This window comes from Undibacterium parvum, from assembly GCF_003955735.1.
GTDB classification, from domain to species: Bacteria; Pseudomonadota; Gammaproteobacteria; order Burkholderiales; family Burkholderiaceae_D; genus Undibacterium; species Undibacterium parvum.
This window is the reverse complement of record NZ_CP034464.1, coordinates 3,313,812-3,333,352: the sequence shown is the minus strand read 5'-3', so window position 1 is coordinate 3,333,352 and position 19,541 is coordinate 3,313,812. Positions and strand designations below refer to the sequence as shown.

Below are 19,541 nucleotides of genomic sequence, written 5' to 3'. Positions count from 1 at the left end.
AACCCAATTGTACCTAAGTACTAGGCTGGCATCATTTAACTATCTTTTACCAATAAGGCCAATTGCAGGCGATCACGTACCTGAAGTTTTTCGAAAATAGCACCTACGTGCGCCTTGACGGTGCGCTCAGTGATAGCCATCTGCAGCCCTATCTCTTTGTTACTGCAACCCAAAGCTATCGCCTTGGCGACCTCAATCTCACGCTCCGTCAACTTGCTGGCCCAAGACTTACTGCTAACCGCATGCAAAACCAATTCAGGCGTGGGCGCACTCAATAGACGTTGCATGATAGATTCACCTATCCACAAGCCGCCTTGCGAGACCACTCCAGCGATTTTTTCCAGCACCTCGACGCCTGCGTGCGTATTGCAATAAGCGCGCCCACCAGCCGAGAACACTGCCAAAGCTTCCAAATCATTGGGCATATCACTCATCACAACCAAAGCTTGTATTGGAAAATACTTGCGCGCTTTCGCAATTTGTTGCGCCACGGAAGCATCCGTCGACAGGCGCAACCAGATCACCCCAGCATCGACCACGGCAACAGTTTCCGTTTCCAGGCTAACAGTAAGTGCGCGTGGAAAGGCTTGCAGCCAAGTCTCCAAAGAGTTCGCGGTTTTTGATACAAAAATATGTTGAATCGGTTTCAACTTAATATCCTATAGAGATGATGTTCATCATCGTTCAGTTAAGGCAGATTGTTTCGCTCTTAAGACAGGTTTGAGCAGGTAAGAAAGTATAGTTTTCTTACCGGTAATGATATCCACCTCGGCCACCATACCCGGAATAATCGGCTGGCCACCGGATAAAGCGGCATTTGTGGTCGACACTCTCACAATATAGAAAGTATTGCCGCGTTCGTCGGTGACCGAATCGGCCCCTATGTGCTCTAATTTTGCCTCTAAGCCACCGTAGGTGGAGAAATCATAAGCAGTAAATTTCACCACGGCTTTTTGTCCCGGCGCCAGGAAAGCGATATCTTTTGGAGCCACCTTGGCCTCCAATAATAATTTACCTTCAGTAGGCACCACCTCTACCACATCACGGCCTGGCTGCACCACGCCACCAACGGTGTTGACCAGCAAGCGCTTGACCGTACCACGCACCGGCGAGCGTATTGCCGACTGCTTGACCTTATCCGCCAGACCGGTACCGCTTTGTATCAGAGCATTTAATCTTGCCATGGTTTCTGACAATTCTTTACTAGCGTTGTTACGGGCTGCCAATTCGACTTCTTGTATTTTCCGATTCGCCTCACCGATTGCAGCCTGAGTACGGGCGATCTGCGCGGTGGCGATATCGCGCTCCCCCTTGAAGCGGGACACATCGCGCTCCAGGCGGAGTAATTCAACTTCAGAAACAGCGCCAGAACCGAGCAAGGGTTTGGTGACAGACAGCTCTTTTTGACTAGACTCATACGCTTGCGAAGCTTGTCTTTGGCGCGCGCTAGCCTCGGCCTGCTCCTGCCCTCTTTGCGCCAACTGCTGCCGCGCAATGGAGACTTGCGCCTGCATTTCAGAATTCGCAGTTTCATACAGACGCTGCTCTTCATCTGCGGTTTTAGGATCTTCCTGCATTACCTCAGGCGGTGGCACAAAAGCCTTGCCATCCCCCAAGGCACGCAAACGCGCGGCCTTGGCGGTGAGGGAAAGATATTGTGACCGGTTTTCTTTGACGGAGGACTCAAAACGGGTGGTGTCTACCTGTAGCAAGATCTGCCCTTCCTTGACTACCTGTCCCTCCTTGACCAAAATCTCGGTGACGATACCGCCGTCCAAACTCTGCAATACCTGCAACTGTCTTGATGGGATAACCTTGCCCTCACCTTTGGTGATTTCATCCACGTGCACCAAACCAGCCCAAAGTATAAACAATAGGAAGGAGCCCAAGAGTGCATGCAAGAGTATGCGCGCGCGCAATGGCTCCTGTTGCAGAATGATGCTATCCGCATCCTGCATGAAGTCAGATTCAGGAAGGCTGACATCGTCCTTCCAGCGCTCTAGCCACAGTCCGGGTGAAATACCGAAACGCAGACGCAGTTTCTCCATCCATGCAATCATTGCCAAGCCAAACAAGCGCAACTTAGCCATTATTTAGCCCTCCCAATCTGACCAGATTGCAAGGCCGCCATGACTTTATCCTTAGGTCCATCCGCTACTATCATGCCGTGATCGACCACGATAATACGACTTGCCAAATCCATCAGGCTAGGCCTATGAGTGACGATGATCATGGTTTTATGCATTGCGTATTTGCCGATACGCTCTTTGAACTGCGCCTCGGATGGGTAATCCATCGCGCTAGTAGGTTCATCTAACAAGAGCACAGGCGGATCCAATAATGCGGCACGCGCTATCGCTATACTTTGACGCTGTCCGCCAGAGACATTTTCACCACGCTCACTAATGAGCATATCAAAACCTTCCGGGTGGCTATTCACAAACTCGGTCAGCCCCGCCAGCTCTGCCGCAGCGACCACGGCCCTATCATCCGCATACGGAGCGCGGATGGTGATGTTTTCACGCAGACTGCCATAGAACAACATAGAATCTTGCTCAACATAGCCTAAACTACGGCGCAAGTCGGCAGGATCCAATTGGCGCAGATCTACGTCATCGAGTAACACAGCCCCCTTAGTCGGTGCGTACAAACCGAGTATCAGTTTTTCCATAGTCGACTTGCCTGAGCCTACCCGGCCTATGATCACGACACGTTCGCCTGGCGCGATCTTAAAACTGACGCCGCGTAGTGCCTCTTCGCTACGGCCAGGATAACTGAAATGCACGTTTTTAAATTCTATCTGTCCGAGAATTTCAGGTCTGTGCACAAACGCGCTCTCATCACTGCGCTCTGAGGGTGTCGCCATGATTTTCTCCAGCGATGCCAGAGAATTCTTGGCGCCCTCATACTGCAACAGTAATCCGACCACCTGTCCGACTGGCGACATAGCACGTCCCGCCAACATGGTCGCTGCAATCAAGCCCCCCATAGTCATCATTTTTTCATGGATCAGATAGACACCGGCGATTACCACTGCCACGTTCACCAATTGCTGTATTGCGGCCGCACCATTGATGCTGGAGGCGGAGAGCAGCTTAAGGTCGGAATTGACGCGCGCCAAAAATGCCGTGGTTTTTTCCCACTTCGCTTGCATCTGGCTTTCCGCGCCATGCGCCTTGATCGTTTCCAAGGTGGTCAGGCTTTCGACTAAAGTCGAATTACGCAAGGCGGCGGCACGGAAAGTCGTCTCCGACAATTCACGCATCTTGTGCTGCACCATATAGCTATAAATGACCACGATAATGATACCAAGCATAGGCAATAGAGCCAAAGGCCAGGCGATCCAGATCAAGGCAAATAGGAATAGAATGGCGAACGGTAGATCAATCAGCGCGGTCACGGTAGCCGATGCAATGAAATCTCTGACTGTTTCAAACGAGCGTAAATTTGAGGCGAAAGCACCAACCGAGGCGGGTCTTTGCGACATACGCATGCCCAATACGCGCTCCATGATCAGTGCTGATAATTTTAGGTCGATGCGATTGCTCACCAAACTGATGAAATGCCCGCGCAATAAGCGCACCACATATTCGAGTATCAGCACAAGGCTAATACCAAAGGCAAACACCCACAGCGTTTCAACTGCAAAATTGGGAACCACTCTGTCATACACGTTCATGGTGAACAAAGGCATGGCGAGTGCGAACAAGTTAATCAGCAAGGCCGCCGCCAATATGTCTTTAAATATAGGTTTTTGTTCGAGGATCGCGCCCCAAAACCAATGCCGCTGCGGCACCACTACCAAAGGCGGGGTACGCTGATCAAAACGAAAATGCGGACGGGAAAAAATTGCAACGCCAGAATAGCGCGCCTTGAGCTCATCATGCCCCATGCTGACAGCGCCTTGCCCAGAATCAGGCAATAACAATTGCGCACTCAAACCATCTTCAGACCACTTTTGCAATAAGCAAGCCTCATTATCCTTTAACAAAAGAATAACGGGAAAAAGTGCCGTATCGATTTTATTTAGATCACGTCTGACCACCTTGGCGGAAAAACCGGCATGCGCAGCAGCTCTGGCAAACAATGAAGGAGTCAATCCCTCAGCTAGCAAAGGAAGCCCAGCAGACAAAGCGGCGCGGGTGCTCGGTCTACCGTGGATGCGGGTCAACTCGACCAGACAATCGAGCAAAGGATCGCGATGCAATAAATCCTCACGAATTCCGGTGCCAAAGCCCGCGGTATTGCGGGCATTCACTGGGGCCGGATCTAAAGGCGTTTCCATTTGTGTCATGCGTATCGCACCTTATCTATTTCTAAAGCCTTGGAATACATCAAGGACTTGAGCCACTACCACAATTTCATCCTAGAGCAAATTTACCAAAGAATTATCTTCGATGAATAACAATATTGCAATAGCGAAAGTTTAGCTTAAAGGCTAAGCCTAGTATTTTTAAGCTTCTGATAACAATCGTTGACATTTTTATGAGAGAGTTGCGCAGTTCAGGCTTGTACAGCAAACTCTCGCATTCGTAAATTGGATACAGATTCGACACTGAAATTTATTTCAGCCAACCACGTTGCCTGAAATACCAAAACGGAGTAATCGCGGAAGCCAGCATTAAGGCAAGCGCAAAGGGATAGCCAAATGTCCAATCCAATTCGGGGAACCAGCCGTGGAAATTCATCCCATAAATACTGGCGATTAAGGTAGGAGGGAGAAAAGCCACCGAAGCGACCGAGAATATTTTAATGATCTTATTCTGGTTAATATTAATAAAACCGACGGTGGCATCCATTAAGAAGTTGATCTTATCGAACAAAAATGAGGTATGTCCATCCAGTGATTCTATATCGCGTAAAATTTGTCTAGCTTCCTCAAACTGCTCAGAATTTAATAAACGCCCGCGCATCAAGAAGCTGACAGCGCGCCGAGTATCCATCATATTGCGGCGGATTCTCCCGTTCAAATCTTCTTCTTGCGCAATCGCGTTCAAGGCCAGTGCGGCATCCTGATCTGAAAAGTTTTTTTGTAGAACCGCGCGACTGACGTCTTCCAGATTTTGATAAATACCTTCTAGTGCATCGGCCGAATATTCGGCATCGGTCGCATACAAGTCCATCAAGACATCTTTGTAATCTGCAATAGAGCCTGGTCGTGAACGCGCCCGCATACGCACCAGACGAAACACCGGAAGATCGACCGCATGCACGGAAAATAAAATATCGCGTGCCAGAATAAAAGCCACCGTCACAGTACTGGCTGGCTGATCGTCATCATCAATTAAAAAATCTGTGCGTAAATGCAGATCTCCGCTATCGGCTTCGTAATAACGGGCTGATGCTTCAATATCCTTGACCTCATCCTCGCCCGGCAAGGTCACGCCATAGATACTTTTTACCCATTCGCGCTCATCCTCGTTCGGGTCGGTGAGATCGACCCAAATCGGCAAAGTATTTTCCAGGTCTTCCCGATTTTCAACATTAATCTGGCTCAAGCGCCCGTTATGCAAGACAAAAACATTAATCATGCTTGACCTCTAAAAAAAGCAAAGTGTGAAAATGAGGATATAGAACAAGTTAAACCAAAGCGCGAAAGTAATCAACGCTGTTGGCTACTTACTCAATTTATCGATCATTTTCATTTTTAAGTCGACCTCGGAAGCATCTTTATCTTCGTTCGGCTTGGTCACTGGTTTGGGTGCATCTGCGCGATTATCATGCAGTTTGATGGTGCGCGTCGTTGCATTATTACTCAAGCACTCAGTATCCGAATAGACCACTTTGCCGTGAATAGTGCAACGCTGGACACCGCTCTCTATCGTCACCGTGGACTGTAGGTCCGCCGATTTAGAGAGCGCTTTATTGGTCGCGGTCGCAGTCGCCGCAGCCTTAAGCCCACTGACACTTTTTAATTCATTCGAAATCACGTCGGCAGAATGGCCCCAGCGTGCCCGCAACTCGGGAAATGGCAAATGCCCATACCTAGCCATGTAGAGAAACAGCATCGCCATCACCGTGATTAACATCATCAGTAGCGCCGTCATGAACAAGCTAATCGCACCTTTTTGACTTTGAAAAATCATGGCAACTCCGCGGAATTCATACGCTTTAAGATTAATTCACTGCGTTTTTGTAAGTAAACCGAGCCGGTATGTGTATCAAAAAACCGCGGCTTTGGCAGCATAACGGCAAGTCTGGCCGCTTGCGCTGGCCCCAGTGCTGCCGCACTAATTTTGTAATAATGTTGTGAGGCTGCCTCGGCGCCAAACACCCCGACACCCCACTCCACCACATTTAAATAGATCTCGAGTATGCGCTCCTTACTCATACACAATTCCAGCATATAGGTAATGATCAACTCCTGACCCTTACGCAAATAACTGCGTTCACCGGATAGAAAAAGATTTTTAGCCAACTGCTGAGTGATGGTCGAGCCGCCGTATTTGAGCTTGCCCTTTTTTTGATTTTTTTCGTAAGCCTTTTGCATCGCATCCCAATCGACACCGTCATGCTCAGAAAACCCATCGTCTTCGGAACTGATTACGGCGCGCTTCAAATTGACCGAGATACGGGCGTACGGTACCCATTTATGCTGCAATTTTGCATCAGGATTTTTTTCCTGCAAGACGGATAATTGCTGGCGCATGAAACTGGTGGAACTCGGGTTGAAATTAATCCACCAGCAAATTTGCAAGAAAAAATAGATCTGCAATAGAAAAAATAATCCTAGCGGCAGCAAGATCAACCATAGAAGTAATTTTTTCATTGCGACTCCAAAGCCCGGCGCAACTCCAGCATCAGTGCTGCCGTTTCTGGGCGCACGCCACGCCAGATATAAAAAGATTCAGCCGCCTGCTCTACCAGCATCCCCAAACCATCACGCAATTGCGCGCCCTGAGTTTGCGCAAAGCGCAAAAACGCCGTCATCTGCGCGCCATACATCATGTCGTAGGCTAAGGTATTACTGTCAAACAAAGTGGCTGAAATCGGCGGCACCTCATCACTGAGACTGGCGGAAGTCGCATTAATAATCAGATCAAACCTGCCTTGCAAGGCAGCCCATACACAGGACTGCAATTTGACAGTGCCGTTGCCATGCTGCTGCGCTAATACTATTAATTCTTCTGCCTTACTCAGAGTGCGATTGGCGATCACAAACTCAGCAGGCTGCTCAGACAATAGTGGCAGCAAAACCCCACGCGCCGCGCCGCCCGCACCTAATAATAAGATGCGCTTATTTTTCAATGCAATGCCAGCATTGCGCACAATATCATTGACCAAACCGACGCCGTCGGTGTTATCACCAAAAATTTGATCTCCATTAAAGCTGAGGGTATTCACGGCACCGGCCAGTTGCGCACGTGGCGACAGTTGTGTCGCCAAAGCATACGCCTCCAACTTGAAAGGCACAGTCACGTTCGCGCCTTTGCCGCCCGCCTGCCGAAATGCCGCAACGCTAGCAGCAAAACCATCCAGCGGGGCCAGTAGCCGCGCATATTCCATATGCTGCGCGCAAATGCCTGCGAAATGCGCGTGGATGCTGGGTGATTTACTGTGGGCGATAGGATTACCTATCACCACATACTGATCCGGCGCAGAGAAATGACTCATTTTGCCCCTCCGCGCAATTCTGTCTCCAGTTGTTCATCCCGGGTAAATTTAAAACGGGTAATCACTACCCATAAATCATCTTTATCCTTTGAGCGCATATTCGGCGGGAATTTCCCAAAAGGAGCGGCGCGCCTTACGATGCGCAAGGCAGCGGCATCCAGCGCAGGATTACCTGAAGACTTCTCTACCTTAGGTCCGCCATCTCTTTCGTAGATGCTGCCATCCTGGAAAATCGGGATATAAATAATCAATTCGCCATACAATTTACGCCCATCTTTTTGCGGGAAATTCATGGTTCCCATATCCTCTACGCGTTTTTGCAAGGCCTTGTAATACATGGCGTAGCCAACTGCCTGAGTGCTGGGAGTAATGAAAGTTTTGCGCGGACGTTTATTCTGGTCTTCTATGGTCTGAGAAATTTCGGCGGCCATACGCGCTAGCGCCTGCGTACTGTCCTGAGTATCTTTTCCTGTGTTATAGAGTTTATTTTCTTCTGGCGTCAGTTTTTCATTCGGCTTTTGCGTCGACAGCTTGGTCTTACTACGAACCTGATCCATCAATTTTTTCTGGTTCTCTTCCAATTCTTCTATCTGTCGCTTGGCCACCATGACGCGTTCGCCATTTTCGGTTTTACTCATGTCTGGCAAAGGCGATTTGGACCGACCACTATCATTTGCGCCACCGCCATCGAGATTGGCTTGCGCCAGCGCTTGCGCATTGATCGGTTTTTTATCGTGTTTGGCATTGACTAAAATGACTTCCAAACCAGGATCGGTGGCAGGAGTCTCAGCCGGTCTGGGCGCGACAAAATGCATCAACAACAGCATACCGTGCACCACCACGGAAATGAAAATAGCAGAAGTCAGTATCAGGTTATCAAGAATCGATTTCACAAATTTTTATCACAAAAATACAGAGATTAATCGTTAGCCTAAGCGCTCAGGGTATCGTCAGGACCAGTGGCTGACTCGGACTCGGAATCAGCCTCCGCACTCTCTTCGGCCAGTGTTTCCGCCTGAGTTTCAGCGTCAGTTTCAAATTCAGCCGCCTCGCCATGTGTGTCGGTGCTGGTTTCAGCGCCATCAACTTGCTCGGCTTCCTCCTCCATGCCCTCATCGGTGACGGTCGTGAGCATTTCTAATAAGCGTGCTTCAACACTCAGATCGAGCTCATTCCAACGTAAGATATCGAGCTTGACCTGAGCACCGCGCGCCACCGATGGCATGCCTGCTAAACGAATAATTAGAGGAATTTCTACCAGGCGCAAAACTTCATCCTTCAACACCACGGCTTCCACCTGGCGCTGGTTTTCTTGCTGCAACCAACGTAAGCACCAATAACGTTCCATATTATTTTGGAAGTCGGAATACGCTGAATAGGCCGCCTCAAAAGCCGAGACGATGGCGAACAGGTCAGCATCTTTCGGTTTAAACGGTGCCACCAAGGGTGCTGTCACACCATTTTGTACGCAGGCGATGATTTGCCATTGATTGACTAAATCGGTGTAACGGCGCAGCGGTGAGGTGCTCCAGGCATATTGATCGACCCCTAAGCCCTGATGCGGCGCGGCATGTGTCACCATGCGCACCTGCATCTTGGCAGCCCAGCCACCAGAGCCGCCGCCTTGCGCGCGATAAATACCCGGCACGCCATGATCGGCCATGAACTTGCCCCAGGTGCTATTGGCGAAGATCATCAGTTCTGCAACCATTTTATCTAAAGGTGCACCGCGCTTGCGTCTAACGATAGAGACCACATCGTCATCCACATAAAAATTAAAATCGACCCGATTGGTTTGCTCAGGTTTCAGGCCAAAGCCTTCGCGCTTAGCCATGCGACCTTGCTCCAGCACCAGCGCCCACTGCCAGATCAAGGCAATGTCGGCTTTGTGTGGGTACTCACCAGCGTCATTGGCGAGGTTCTCTTCCGTCACCAGCGTGTCGAGATCATTGTGTCGAAGATTGGCCGCCATCGGCACCGCTTCCACCTTGGTTTCGGTGGACAGCACGCTCCAGTCCTGCATATCCAAAGTCACATACAAAGACAGCGCGGGGCGGGTTTGCCCAGCTCCCAAAGTGTAGGTCTCGACCAGCGCATCGGGCAACATGGTGATTTTGTCGCCCGGCATGTACACGGTCGACATGCGCGCGCGCGCCATCAGATCGAGCGCATCATCGCGCTTGATACCTAGCGTAGGCGCTGCGATATGAATACCGATGCGTACCTGATTGTCGGCTAAGCGCACCACAGAAAAAGCATCGTCGATCTCGGTGGTGGTGACATCATCGATAGAGAAGGCTTGCACCTCGGCCACCGGCAAATTATCCGGCAAAGCAGGAATCGCCACATCAGGAAAAGCCAGTCCCTTAGGGAAGCTCTCAAATAAAAATTTGGATAAGTGAAAATCTTTGGCGCTGGCGAGACCGCCGCACTCCAACATCAACTGCGCGGGCGCAGTTTGCAAGGCATCGCAGGCTTCGGCCCAGGCTTTATATTCTATGCTGTTCTTGTCTGGCTTAAACAGCAATTGCAAAGCCAGCGCCTTCAATTGCTCAGGCAAACGGTGCTGCTTCAGATGCTCGACATACGACGCCTGGATCAAGGCTTGTTGCTTTTTCTTTTCTATGCCCGCTAAGGCCGCCTTCAAAGAAATCTCTGGCGCGGCCTTATAACGACCACGGCCTTTTTTATAAAAATAGATGGGTGCGGTATGCAGCGCCAGGATTAAACCGGCAGCCTCGACCGCTTGTGGTGCGTGGCCAAAATATTCGGCACCGAGCTCAGCGAAACCAAATTCTTCCTGACCCGCGACTTCCCACAAAAACTCCAGATCGATCTCAGTTGCCACCAATTTGGCTTGCTCCATCAAACTGGCCGCATCGGGCGTCGCAAATTGCAGCAAGACATCCTTGACCCTGACCTTGCTACGCTTGCCACTGGCAAGTTCTACCTGGTAAGCCTCGCCGGCCTGCGACATCACACTACCCGCCTTAAAATCACCGGATTCTTCAAAAAATAAATTCATTCCACACTTCTCTTCTGTCTTATTGATAGAGCTGAACGCAAGCAAATAATGCCTTTCATTCGTCGCTCTATTTATTTAAATTGGAGGGAGTATAGTAAAACACCAGCCAATTGCGCACGTATTACTTGCGCAAAGCAACGGCATACCTCTATACCCCCTCCTAGTATCTTATTTATTCAAAAATTCAATTGCAGGTAAAAAAACTTCGGTCACCAATAAACAGCCGCCCTTACGCCGAAATACTGAGCGTCGCGCCAATAAGCTGTCGACATCCTCGTCCAGCAACTGCAAAGCATGAATCCGCCGCATTAAGGCATGGTCAAAGCGCAAGCGTGCGTAACTCAAGGCGCAGCGCTCTACCAAGGGATCCTTAAACAAAGTGCTGCCCAGGGATTTTTCACCGAGCGCCGCGAACAAAGGCCATTGCGATGCGCTGGCCGTAAGCGGTACCACGGTGTGCGCATACACCATCGCGTCACCGTCGCAGCGTAACAACACATCGCGCTCCAGCACTTTCTGAGGTCTATGCAAAGCGATCTCGGCAAATTCATCGGCCAGACAAATAGCCTGCCGTTGATGCAAGCGCTGCACCCGAAACTGCTGGCTAGCTGCCACCAACCTGGCCGTCAAAGAGGCTCGATTAATCAGCCAATCGCGCATAGGCGCAGAGGCGCACACCGCATTAACATGATTATGCCATTGCGCAGCCTTCAAAAACTGCGTAGAGCGCTTAGACGACTTAGTTTGCATCACAAAACGTCAGGATAGTAGCAAGATGATCCACCACATCGGCCATCCCATGATCGCTACCGTTTATGATGATTTGCCGGGCGGCCGGATAATGCGCCTGCATTTCGCGCCAATCGAGCACCTCGTCACCGGTGGCTGCCAGTAGCAAATAGCGCTCTGGCCGGCTAATCTGCGCCACCTCGTAAGACCGTAATTGCGCCACATACTCAGGCTTAAATTCAAATAACTCATCGCTATGGTAGGCCGTCGTCACACCCACATATTTTTCCAGATCACGCGGCGGCTTGACTGCCGGATTGAGCAATACCGCTTTGCAGCCGTATTGCTCGGCCAACCAGGTCGCATAATAACCGCCCAGCGACGAACCTATCAGGGTCACCGCATGCGCAGGATAGCTTTTCAGTAGCTCCTCGATCAGCTGTATCGCCAGTAAAGGCGAAGCTGGCAGTTGCGGGCAAATATACTCATCAGCGCGCCCGATCTGCTGCAAATACTCGCCCATCTTGCGCGCCTTGAATGAGCTTGGGGAAGAACGGAAACCATGTAAATACAAAATCATGCGGAACTCGAATTAGATTAAGGCGTAACGACAGTCGCCGCCAAGGCCGTCAGCAGTTTTTGATGAATGCCACCAAAACCACCATTGCTCATCGCCAAAATCGTATCACCAGCGCGCGCCTGAGCCACGATCGCAGCCACCAGGGTATCGAGATCAGTAAAGGTCTTGGCTTTATCACCCAGCGGCGCCAGGGTTTCGGCCAGATCCCAACCGACTACATCCTTACCGCTACTGGCGCTGTACGCAAACACCAGGTCAGCTTGCTCCAGACTCGCTGGCAAAGCTTGTTTCATACTCCCTAGCTTCATGGTATTTGATCTAGGCTCAAGCACCGCCAGGATTCTGGCACTGCCGAGCTTGCGGCGCAAACCCTCAACGGTGGTCGTGATTGCGGTCGGGTGATGGGCAAAATCATCCACCACAGTAACGCCCGCAGCCACTCCGCGCACTTCCATGCGGCGTTTGACGTTGACAAATTGCGCCAGCGCCTCGATGGCGAGCGCCGGCAACACACCGACATGCTTGGCTGCGGCAATTGCCGCCAGCGCGTTCATACGGTTATGTGCGCCATTCAAAGCCCAGTTGACTGTGCCCTGCAATTGGCCATTAAAGTACACCTCAAAATCTTCGCCCCGCTGCAAGCGCAAGCTCCAGCCTTGTTGAGCTTGTGCGTGCTCGGTGTCAGCAAAAAATTCGACTTCGCTCCAGCAGCCGCGTTGCAATACATTGCGCAATGTGGCTTCTTGACCATTGACGATCAAGCGACCTATGCCAGGCACGGTACGCACCAGATGATGGAACTGGGTTTCTATCGCCGCCACATCCGGAAAAATATCGGCGTGATCGTATTCCAAATTATTTAGAATCGCAGTTTTCGCGTGGTAGTGCACGAATTTACTGCGTTTATCAAAAAATGCAGTGTCATATTCGTCCGCCTCGATCACAAAAAAATCACTAGCGTTCGCGCCAGAAAGGCGCGCCGAAATGCCGAAATTGAGTGGCACGCCCCCAATCAAAAAGCCCGGCGCGTAGCCAGCAAATTCCAGTATCCAGGCCAGCATGGCCGAAGTCGTAGTCTTGCCGTGAGTCCCAGCAACCGCCAGCACCCACTTGTTTCGTAAGATGTGCTCACCCATCCATTGCGGGCCTGAGATATACGGCAAACCACGGTTAAGTATCTCTTCCATTAAAGGATTGCCGCGCGAGACCACGTTGCCGATCACAAATAAATCGGGCGCTAATTCGACCTGCTCATTAGCAAAACCCTCGGTCAAAGTGATGCCCTGCGCCTGCAACTGGGTGCTCATAGGCGGATACACGTTCGCATCACAACCGGTCACCGTATGACCCGCTTCTTTTGCCAAGACTGCCAGGCCGCCCATGAAGGTGCCGCAAATACCTAATATATGAATATGCATTTTTTGCTTATTTTTGTACGTAAGGATGTACTAAATTTAGAATTCCGCAATTCTACCTGAGAGACGCAGCTATTCCGTATGCGTTATGATGTAACAATGATGATTACAACTCCTAACGATGCCGAAGCGCTGCGCACAGAAATTGCGATGCTGGCGGCAAAAATGATCGCCGAAGATGGCACTGACTATGGCTCAGCCAAACGCAGAGCCGCCAAACAAATCCTCGGCAATAGCAAAGTGCAAGGCAATATCCTGCCTGATAACGCCCAGATAGAACAAGAAGTACGTGAGTACAATGCCCTGTTTTTTGGCGATAGTCAGCCGCAACGCTTGCACTTACTAAGAAATATCGCCTTAGATACCATGCTCGATCTAGAGCAATTTAATCCCTATCTGGTCGGTGCGGTCTTAAACGGCACTGCTGGCAAACACTCAGATATCTACCTGCACCTGTACGCAGACAATAGCAAAGAGGTGGCGATTTTTTTGCTGAACAAGGATATCCAATTTGAAGTATCCGAGCATTTCAATAAACGCAACGAATCGATCGAAACCCTGAGCTTCTTACGCCGCCAGGAAGGTATACATTTATTACTACATAGCATGGACGATATACGCATAGGCGCCCGCAACGAACGCGCCAACATCGCAGCGCTGCGCAATCTGATCGCAGAAAGCCAGAGCACTGACACATCAACTAGCGATACTCTTTAAGAATTACTTCACATGAATAAACGTTTTCTCTCGATTGCCTTGGTATGCGGCCTCCTATTTGCGGCGATTGGCGCCTACGTAGGCATGCAAGGCATACAAGTTCAGCCACCGCAGAACGGTGCCGTGCAAAAATTAATGAACCTGACACTGACTGACAGTCTGGGCGCACCACAAAAATTATCGCAATGGCAAGGAAAAATTCTTGTAGTTAATTTCTGGGCAACCTGGTGCGCACCATGCGTACAAGAAATGCCAGAGTTGTCCGCATTACAAAAAGAATTAGGCAAAAACAATGTTCAACTACTTGGCCTTGGCATAGACAGCCCCAGCAATATCAAGGATTTTGCAAAAAAATATGCCATTACTTATCCACTATTTTCGGCCGGCATGGAGGGCACCGAGATTTCTCGCTTGCTAGGCAATCAAGCCGGTGGCTTACCCTTCACCCTACTTATATCAACTGACGGCAACATAATAAAAACTTATTTAGGCCGTCTGAAAATGGATGAATTACGTGCAGATATAAGTAAAATAACAGGAGCGCCTTAATTTAACGCGATAGTTTTCCTTGCAAGCACGTGCAATTGACGGCAAAATGCGCTCACCTTCGTAAAATCATTAGAGATTATGGCAAGTAAGCTGCTGCTGCTAAACGGACCAAACCTGAATTTATTAGGGACGCGCGAACCTGAAGTGTATGGGTCGAGTACGCTGGCCGACATAGAATCGGCTGCCAGAATACAAGCTGAAACTAGCAACGCCAACCTTGTCACATTTCAGAGCAACCACGAAGGTGCACTGATAGATCGCATCCATGCGGCACGTGATGAGCAGATCGATGCCATCATTATTAACCCTGGTGGATTAACCCATACCAGCGTTGCACTGAGGGATGCCTTGGCCGGAGTGGCAATCCCTTTCATCGAAGTGCATATTTCCAATGTGCATCAAAGAGAGTCATTTAGACATTACTCTTACCTTTCTGGCATCGCTAAAGGTGTGATCTGTGGCTTGGGCATAGACGGATATCGCATGGCGATTGACTTCTCCTTAAAAAATCTATAAATTCTCGCATCTTCACGCAATTAACCGATATTGACTTATAATTGCGCTCATTCTAATAACGCACTCTGAGATAATTTAATGCTCAGAGGCATCTTCATAGGGGGATTTCACATGGATTTAAGAAAACTCAAGACCTTGATCGACCTAGTGGCCGAATCAGATATTGCAGAACTCGAAGTCACCGAGGGTGAAGGTAAAGTTCGTATCGTTAAATCCTCAGCCATGCAACAGCCGCAGATGATGATGCAACCTCAGTATATGCAGCAAGCGATGCCAGTTGCCGCAGCTCCAGTTGCCGCAGCGGCAGCCGCTCCAGTGGCCGCAGTTGTGCCTGATGGCCATGTCGTAAAATCCCCTATGGTCGGCACCTTTTATCGCTCAGCCTCGCCAGGATCTGCCCCGTTTGCAGATATCGGCAAGGTCATCAATCAAGGCGACACCCTGTGCATTATCGAGGCAATGAAACTTTTGAATGAGATCGAAAGTGACTTCTCCGGTAGCATCAAACAAATTCTGGTGGAAAACGGCCAACCAGTTGAGTACGGTCAGCCGCTCTTCATCATAGGCTAAACCGGCTTAATTATGGCTCTTACCTGGCGCTGCATAAGCACATGTAAGAGATATTGCCTGCAAGGCTAAAACCATTGCCAAAGCATATCGAAAATCATGTTTGAAAAAATTCTTATCGCCAATCGCGGCGAAATTGCCCTACGTATTCAACGCGCCTGTCGCGAAATGGGCATTAAAACTGTAGTCGTGCACTCAGAAGCCGACCGCGAAGCCAAATACGTCAAATTAGCCGATGAATCTGTCTGCATAGGTCCTGCGCCGTCAACGCTTAGTTATCTCAGCATGCCAGCCATTATCAGCGCGGCAGAAGTGACCGATGCCCAGGCGATCCATCCGGGGTACGGTTTCCTGTCTGAAAATGCGGATTTCGCTGAGCGCGTGGAGCAATCTGGCTTTGTATTTATTGGACCGCGCGCTGAAACCATACGCATCATGGGTGATAAGGTCTCGGCCAAACACGCCATGATCGCTGCCGGTGTTCCCTGTGTACCTGGCTCAGAAGGAGCCTTACCGGACGATCCGAAAGTAATCGTACAAACTGCACGCAAAGTTGGCTACCCTGTCATTATCAAGGCCGCTGGTGGTGGTGGTGGACGTGGTATGCGGGTAGTGCACACCGAGGCTGCCTTGCTTAACGCAGTCACGATGACCAAGGCGGAAGCAGGCGCAGCCTTTGGCAATCCTGAAGTCTACATGGAAAAATTTCTGGAAAATCCACGTCACGTGGAAATCCAGATTCTGGCCGATCAACATGGCAATGCCATCTGGTTAGGTGAGCGCGATTGCTCGATGCAGCGACGTCACCAAAAAGTGATAGAAGAAGCACCGGCACCAGGCATTCCTCGCAAAATCATAGAAAAAATCGGTAACCGTTGTGCCGAAGCTTGCCGCAAGGTTGGCTATCGCGGCGCCGGTACTTTTGAATTTTTATACGAAAACGGTGAGTTCTTTTTCATAGAAATGAACACCCGCGTTCAGGTTGAACATCCGGTCACAGAAATGATTACCGGTGTCGATATCGTACAAGAACAAATCCGTATCGCCTTTGGTGAAAAGCTGCGCTTCAAGCAATCTGATATCGAATTGAAAGGGCACTCTATAGAATGCCGTATCAATGCCGAGGATCCGTTTAAGTTCACGCCTTCTCCAGGTCGGATTGCCACCTGGCACACCCCAGGCGGCCCGGGAATACGGGTAGATTCACATGCGTATGCTGGCTACTATGTGCCGCCACACTACGATTCCATGATAGGCAAGGTCATTTCTTACGGTGCGACGCGCGAACAAGCGATCAAACGTATGCAAATTGCGCTCTCCGAAATGGTGGTAGAAGGGATACAGACCAACATCCCTTTGCACCGTGAATTGATGATCGATGCCCACTTCATAGAAGGTGGCACCAACATTCATTATCTGGAACATAAATTGGCGGATATGCCAGATTTATCAAAAAAATCGAAATAGAAATACGCAACACCAACGGGGGGAAGCTAGCTAAAAAGTTAGCCTCCCCCTAATGGCGAATATTAGGACTAAAGGGTAGAACATGGGTTGGATAGAGATAATCATAGAAGTTGCACGCGACCACGCTGAAGGCCTGTCGGATGCTCTGATGGAAGCCGGTGCCTTATCGGTTTCCGTAGAAGATGCGGATGAAGGAACAGATGCGGAGCGGCCTCTGTTCGGCGAACCCGGCATGGAACCTGACGAAAACGCCTGGGATCGCAGCCGTGTCGTGGCGCTGGTCGATACCGACACCAATCACGCCGCGATCGTGGCCGAGGCTGCCGCCGCAATAGCGCTAGCCGAAGTGCCCGCTTACACACTGCGTTCGGTCGCCGATCAAGATTGGGTACGTCTGACTCAATCGCAATTTGAACCTATCCATATCGGCAAAAATATTTGGGTCGTGCCTAGCTGGCACGCGATTCCTGATGCCAATGCCTTAGTCCTGGAACTCGATCCGGGTCTCGCTTTTGGTACCGGTAGCCATCCGACTACCCGCCTGTGCATGGAGTGGTTGGAAGCGCATGCGCCTAAAGATTCCTCAGTACTCGATTACGGTTGCGGCTCCGGCATTTTGGCCATGGTGGCCGAAAAACTCGGTGCCAAGGCTGTCATCGGCGTGGATATCGATCAGCAAGCAATCGAATCGGCACGCTTTAACGCTGAGCGCAATCGCTGCAATATCGAGTTTTCTTTACCTAAAGAATTTGGCAATGCCCATCCAGCGACAGAAAAATTTGATGTCGTGGTCGCCAATATTCTGTCTAGCCCCTTGAAATTGATGGCCCCTATGCTGTCAGGACGTGTGGCTGCTGGTGGTGCATTAATTTTGTCCGGCGTATTAGCGCGTCAGGCCGAAGAAGTTGCCGCGGCCTACGCCCCCTTCATCACGCTCACAGTCTGGGCTGAACATGAAGGCTGGGTTGCCTTGTCCGGCAATTTGGCAGCATAAGTTCCGCTTCCCGCATGGCCCTCGCCACTCAATGCCCGTATTGCCATACCGCTTTTCGGGTTGCCAATGATCAACTAAAACTGCATGCAGGTTTAGTGCGTTGTGGCGCGTGCCAGCAAACTTTCAATGGCATAGAGCATTTACTGTCTCCTGGTCAGGCTACTGTTGCCCTGGTCGCGCCGCCTGCAAACCCTGTCAGCGCTGCAGCTGCAGCTGCGACTGAGGCTGCCCCTGCAGACTCGCGAGCAGTTGCAGAGACGACGACTACGGTCACCAGCAGCGCTGCGCCAGCAGTCTCAGTAGCCGCTCAGGCAAACACAGCGCATCTAGCCTCCGCCAGTGCTCTGGAATTTGATATGGGTCAATTCGAGCTGAACAAGCAGGCTGAGCTTGAAGCCGACGCTGAGGCTGCAGCTAAACCTGATGCTGAGGCAAGCTCCAGCCCTGAGCTTGCGCTAGATGCCGAAGTACACGACCTGGAGCTAGAAATACGCTCTACCCTGATGAATCAGGAAGATACAGACTGGTCTATCAACACAGCTCCTAAAAGCGAAACTGAATTTGAGTTGGCTAGCGCGGCAGCGATTACCGAACAGGCGCGCAATGAATCTGCCTTAGAGCGCAAGGAACCACACTTTACTAGCGATGAGAGCGAACAAAGCGAAGCTAACGAGTCCACCAGTGACGAGCTAAATCCGGACAGCGCAAACGATAATGACAACAACGACGACGATGAAAATCATTTAGAGAAACCCGATTTTGTCGTCAAGGCCGAGAAACAAAAAAACCGCAGCCGTGCAATACGCTATCTGATGCTGTTTTTTTCCTTCTTATTGCTACTGAGCCTGCTGGCGCAAAGCACGTACAGCGCGCGCGACATGATCGCTGCCTGGTTCCCGCAGACCAAGCCCACACTGCAAAAGCTCTGTGTAACGCTGCGGTGTCAAATTGCCCTACCCTCGCAAATCGACATGATCACGATAGAGTCGAACGAGTTGGAAGCACTGGAGACTGGTAGCAAAGTTTTCTCCCTGGCGCTGCAATTGCGGAACAATAGTGCGACCTTACAAAACTGGCCTATGCTGGAATTAATCCTGAACGATGCAAAAGGAAAAGTATTGGTCCAACGAGCCTTTGCTCCCAGTGAATACCTGAGCAAGCAAGAGGATATCTCCAAAGGCTTCGGTGCCGGCAGCGAACAACCCGTAAAACTATTTTTTGAGTCCAGTGCAGGCAAAGCATCCGCTTACCATGTCGGCATGTTTTACCCCTAGGCGCTGGGCTAGCCGGGTCTGGTCTGAAGCTGGTTTGATTTAACAGCAATCGGAATCGGAATCGGAATCGCAAAATAGATTTATAAAACCGCTG

Annotated in this window: 19 protein-coding genes; 7 read left to right on the top strand and 12 right to left on the bottom strand. The window is 50.3% G+C overall.

The features are described 5' to 3' along the window. Window positions 1-35: 35 nt before the first annotated feature. The 12 genes from EJN92_RS14620 to mpl form a co-directional block, all read right to left on the bottom strand. Window positions 36-650, bottom strand: coding sequence for a response regulator transcription factor (locus EJN92_RS14620; protein ID WP_126128499.1), 615 nt, complete (start codon window positions 648-650; stop codon window positions 36-38). A gap of 27 nt (window positions 651-677) precedes the next feature. After that, entirely contained in the window at window positions 678-2,090 is a 1,413-nt protein-coding gene (locus EJN92_RS14615) for an HlyD family type I secretion periplasmic adaptor subunit (RefSeq protein WP_126128498.1), read from the bottom strand. Further along, complete coding sequence (locus EJN92_RS14610) at window positions 2,090-4,294, bottom strand: type I secretion system permease/ATPase (protein WP_227869558.1); 2,205 nt, start codon at window positions 4,292-4,294, stop codon at window positions 2,090-2,092. The genes EJN92_RS14615 and EJN92_RS14610 overlap by 1 nt, the downstream gene beginning before the upstream one ends. A 268-nt stretch (window positions 4,295-4,562) precedes the next feature. Further along, window positions 4,563-5,531, bottom strand: coding sequence for a magnesium/cobalt transporter CorA (gene corA / locus EJN92_RS14605; RefSeq protein WP_126128497.1), 969 nt, complete (start codon window positions 5,529-5,531; stop codon window positions 4,563-4,565). Window positions 5,532-5,615: 84 nt separating this feature from the next. Then, window positions 5,616-6,086 (bottom strand): hypothetical protein, encoded by a 471-nt coding sequence (locus EJN92_RS14600; protein WP_126128496.1) that lies wholly within the window; start codon window positions 6,084-6,086, stop codon window positions 5,616-5,618. Further along, window positions 6,083-6,769: a monofunctional biosynthetic peptidoglycan transglycosylase gene (gene mtgA / locus EJN92_RS14595; RefSeq protein ID WP_126128495.1), complete on the bottom strand. Its 687-nt coding sequence runs from the start codon at window positions 6,767-6,769 to the stop codon at window positions 6,083-6,085. The genes EJN92_RS14600 and mtgA overlap by 4 nt, the downstream gene beginning before the upstream one ends. Then, a complete protein-coding gene (gene aroE / locus EJN92_RS14590; protein ID WP_126128494.1) occupies window positions 6,766-7,614 on the bottom strand; it encodes a shikimate dehydrogenase in 849 nt (282 codons plus the stop codon). The genes mtgA and aroE overlap by 4 nt, the downstream gene beginning before the upstream one ends. Further along, window positions 7,611-8,507, bottom strand: a complete 897-nt coding sequence (locus tag EJN92_RS14585) for an energy transducer TonB (protein ID WP_227869557.1) — start codon at window positions 8,505-8,507, stop codon at window positions 7,611-7,613. Before EJN92_RS14585 ends, aroE begins: the two co-directional genes overlap by 4 nt. A 38-nt stretch (window positions 8,508-8,545) precedes the next feature. Then, window positions 8,546-10,639 carry a ribonuclease catalytic domain-containing protein gene (locus EJN92_RS14580; RefSeq protein ID WP_126128493.1) on the bottom strand — a complete coding sequence of 698 codons (2,094 nt, stop codon included), beginning with the start codon at window positions 10,637-10,639 and terminating at the stop codon, window positions 8,546-8,548. Between the two features lie 168 nt (window positions 10,640-10,807). Then, complete coding sequence (locus EJN92_RS14575) at window positions 10,808-11,389, bottom strand: chorismate--pyruvate lyase family protein (RefSeq protein WP_126128492.1); 582 nt, start codon at window positions 11,387-11,389, stop codon at window positions 10,808-10,810. Then, window positions 11,379-11,948 (bottom strand): YqiA/YcfP family alpha/beta fold hydrolase, encoded by a 570-nt coding sequence (locus EJN92_RS14570; protein ID WP_126128491.1) that lies wholly within the window; start codon window positions 11,946-11,948, stop codon window positions 11,379-11,381. Before EJN92_RS14570 ends, EJN92_RS14575 begins: the two co-directional genes overlap by 11 nt. A gap of 17 nt (window positions 11,949-11,965) precedes the next feature. Then, window positions 11,966-13,366 carry a UDP-N-acetylmuramate:L-alanyl-gamma-D-glutamyl-meso-diaminopimelate ligase gene (gene mpl / locus EJN92_RS14565; RefSeq protein ID WP_126128490.1) on the bottom strand — a complete coding sequence of 467 codons (1,401 nt, stop codon included), beginning with the start codon at window positions 13,364-13,366 and terminating at the stop codon, window positions 11,966-11,968. Between the two features lie 96 nt (window positions 13,367-13,462). Between mpl and EJN92_RS14560 the strand changes: the two genes are divergently transcribed. The 7 genes from EJN92_RS14560 (at window position 13,463) to EJN92_RS14530 (ending at window position 19,447) form a co-directional block, all read left to right on the top strand. Continuing rightward, window positions 13,463-14,080: a hypothetical protein gene (locus EJN92_RS14560; RefSeq protein ID WP_126128489.1), complete on the top strand. Its 618-nt coding sequence runs from the start codon at window positions 13,463-13,465 to the stop codon at window positions 14,078-14,080. Between the two features lie 12 nt (window positions 14,081-14,092). Further along, window positions 14,093-14,629, top strand: a complete 537-nt coding sequence (locus EJN92_RS14555; protein WP_126128488.1) for a TlpA family protein disulfide reductase — start codon at window positions 14,093-14,095, stop codon at window positions 14,627-14,629. Between the two features lie 78 nt (window positions 14,630-14,707). Beyond that, window positions 14,708-15,145: a type II 3-dehydroquinate dehydratase gene (gene aroQ / locus EJN92_RS14550; RefSeq protein ID WP_126128487.1), complete on the top strand. Its 438-nt coding sequence runs from the start codon at window positions 14,708-14,710 to the stop codon at window positions 15,143-15,145. 111 nt (window positions 15,146-15,256) lie between these two features. Then, window positions 15,257-15,715 (top strand): acetyl-CoA carboxylase biotin carboxyl carrier protein, encoded by a 459-nt coding sequence (gene accB / locus EJN92_RS14545; protein ID WP_126128486.1) that lies wholly within the window; start codon window positions 15,257-15,259, stop codon window positions 15,713-15,715. 96 nt (window positions 15,716-15,811) lie between these two features. Beyond that, window positions 15,812-17,179 carry an acetyl-CoA carboxylase biotin carboxylase subunit gene (gene accC / locus EJN92_RS14540; protein ID WP_126128485.1) on the top strand — a complete coding sequence of 456 codons (1,368 nt, stop codon included), beginning with the start codon at window positions 15,812-15,814 and terminating at the stop codon, window positions 17,177-17,179. An 82-nt stretch (window positions 17,180-17,261) separates the two neighbouring features. Further along, window positions 17,262-18,173, top strand: coding sequence for a 50S ribosomal protein L11 methyltransferase (prmA, locus tag EJN92_RS14535; RefSeq protein WP_126128484.1), 912 nt, complete (start codon window positions 17,262-17,264; stop codon window positions 18,171-18,173). A gap of 14 nt (window positions 18,174-18,187) precedes the next feature. Beyond that, window positions 18,188-19,447, top strand: a complete 1,260-nt coding sequence (locus EJN92_RS14530; RefSeq protein WP_126128483.1) for a DUF3426 domain-containing protein — start codon at window positions 18,188-18,190, stop codon at window positions 19,445-19,447. The last annotated feature ends 94 nt before the right edge of the window (window positions 19,448-19,541 follow it).

Bases quoted from the DNA above. Each gene is read 5' to 3' on its own strand.
- EJN92_RS14615 (WP_126128498.1), bottom strand. From the start codon at position 2,090: ATGGCTAAGTTGCGCTTGTTTGGCTTGGCAATGATTGCATGGATGGAG.
- EJN92_RS14610 (WP_227869558.1), bottom strand. From the start codon at position 4,294: ATGACACAAATGGAAACGCCTTTAGATCCGGCCCCAGTGAATGCCCGC.
- corA (WP_126128497.1), bottom strand. From the start codon at position 5,531: ATGATTAATGTTTTTGTCTTGCATAACGGGCGCTTGAGCCAGATTAAT.
- EJN92_RS14600 (WP_126128496.1), bottom strand. From the start codon at position 6,086: ATGATTTTTCAAAGTCAAAAAGGTGCGATTAGCTTGTTCATGACGGCG.
- mtgA (WP_126128495.1), bottom strand. From the start codon at position 6,769: ATGAAAAAATTACTTCTATGGTTGATCTTGCTGCCGCTAGGATTATTT.
- aroE (WP_126128494.1), bottom strand. From the start codon at position 7,614: ATGAGTCATTTCTCTGCGCCGGATCAGTATGTGGTGATAGGTAATCCT.
- EJN92_RS14580 (WP_126128493.1), bottom strand. From the start codon at position 10,639: ATGAATTTATTTTTTGAAGAATCCGGTGATTTTAAGGCGGGTAGTGTG.
- EJN92_RS14575 (WP_126128492.1), bottom strand. From the start codon at position 11,389: ATGCAAACTAAGTCGTCTAAGCGCTCTACGCAGTTTTTGAAGGCTGCG.
- EJN92_RS14570 (WP_126128491.1), bottom strand. From the start codon at position 11,948: ATGATTTTGTATTTACATGGTTTCCGTTCTTCCCCAAGCTCATTCAAG.
- mpl (WP_126128490.1), bottom strand. From the start codon at position 13,366: ATGCATATTCATATATTAGGTATTTGCGGCACCTTCATGGGCGGCCTG.
- EJN92_RS14560 (WP_126128489.1), top strand. From the start codon at position 13,463: ATGATGATTACAACTCCTAACGATGCCGAAGCGCTGCGCACAGAAATT.
- EJN92_RS14555 (WP_126128488.1), top strand. From the start codon at position 14,093: ATGAATAAACGTTTTCTCTCGATTGCCTTGGTATGCGGCCTCCTATTT.
- aroQ (WP_126128487.1), top strand. From the start codon at position 14,708: ATGGCAAGTAAGCTGCTGCTGCTAAACGGACCAAACCTGAATTTATTA.
- accB (WP_126128486.1), top strand. From the start codon at position 15,257: ATGGATTTAAGAAAACTCAAGACCTTGATCGACCTAGTGGCCGAATCA.
- accC (WP_126128485.1), top strand. From the start codon at position 15,812: ATGTTTGAAAAAATTCTTATCGCCAATCGCGGCGAAATTGCCCTACGT.
- prmA (WP_126128484.1), top strand. From the start codon at position 17,262: ATGGGTTGGATAGAGATAATCATAGAAGTTGCACGCGACCACGCTGAA.
- EJN92_RS14530 (WP_126128483.1), top strand. From the start codon at position 18,188: ATGGCCCTCGCCACTCAATGCCCGTATTGCCATACCGCTTTTCGGGTT.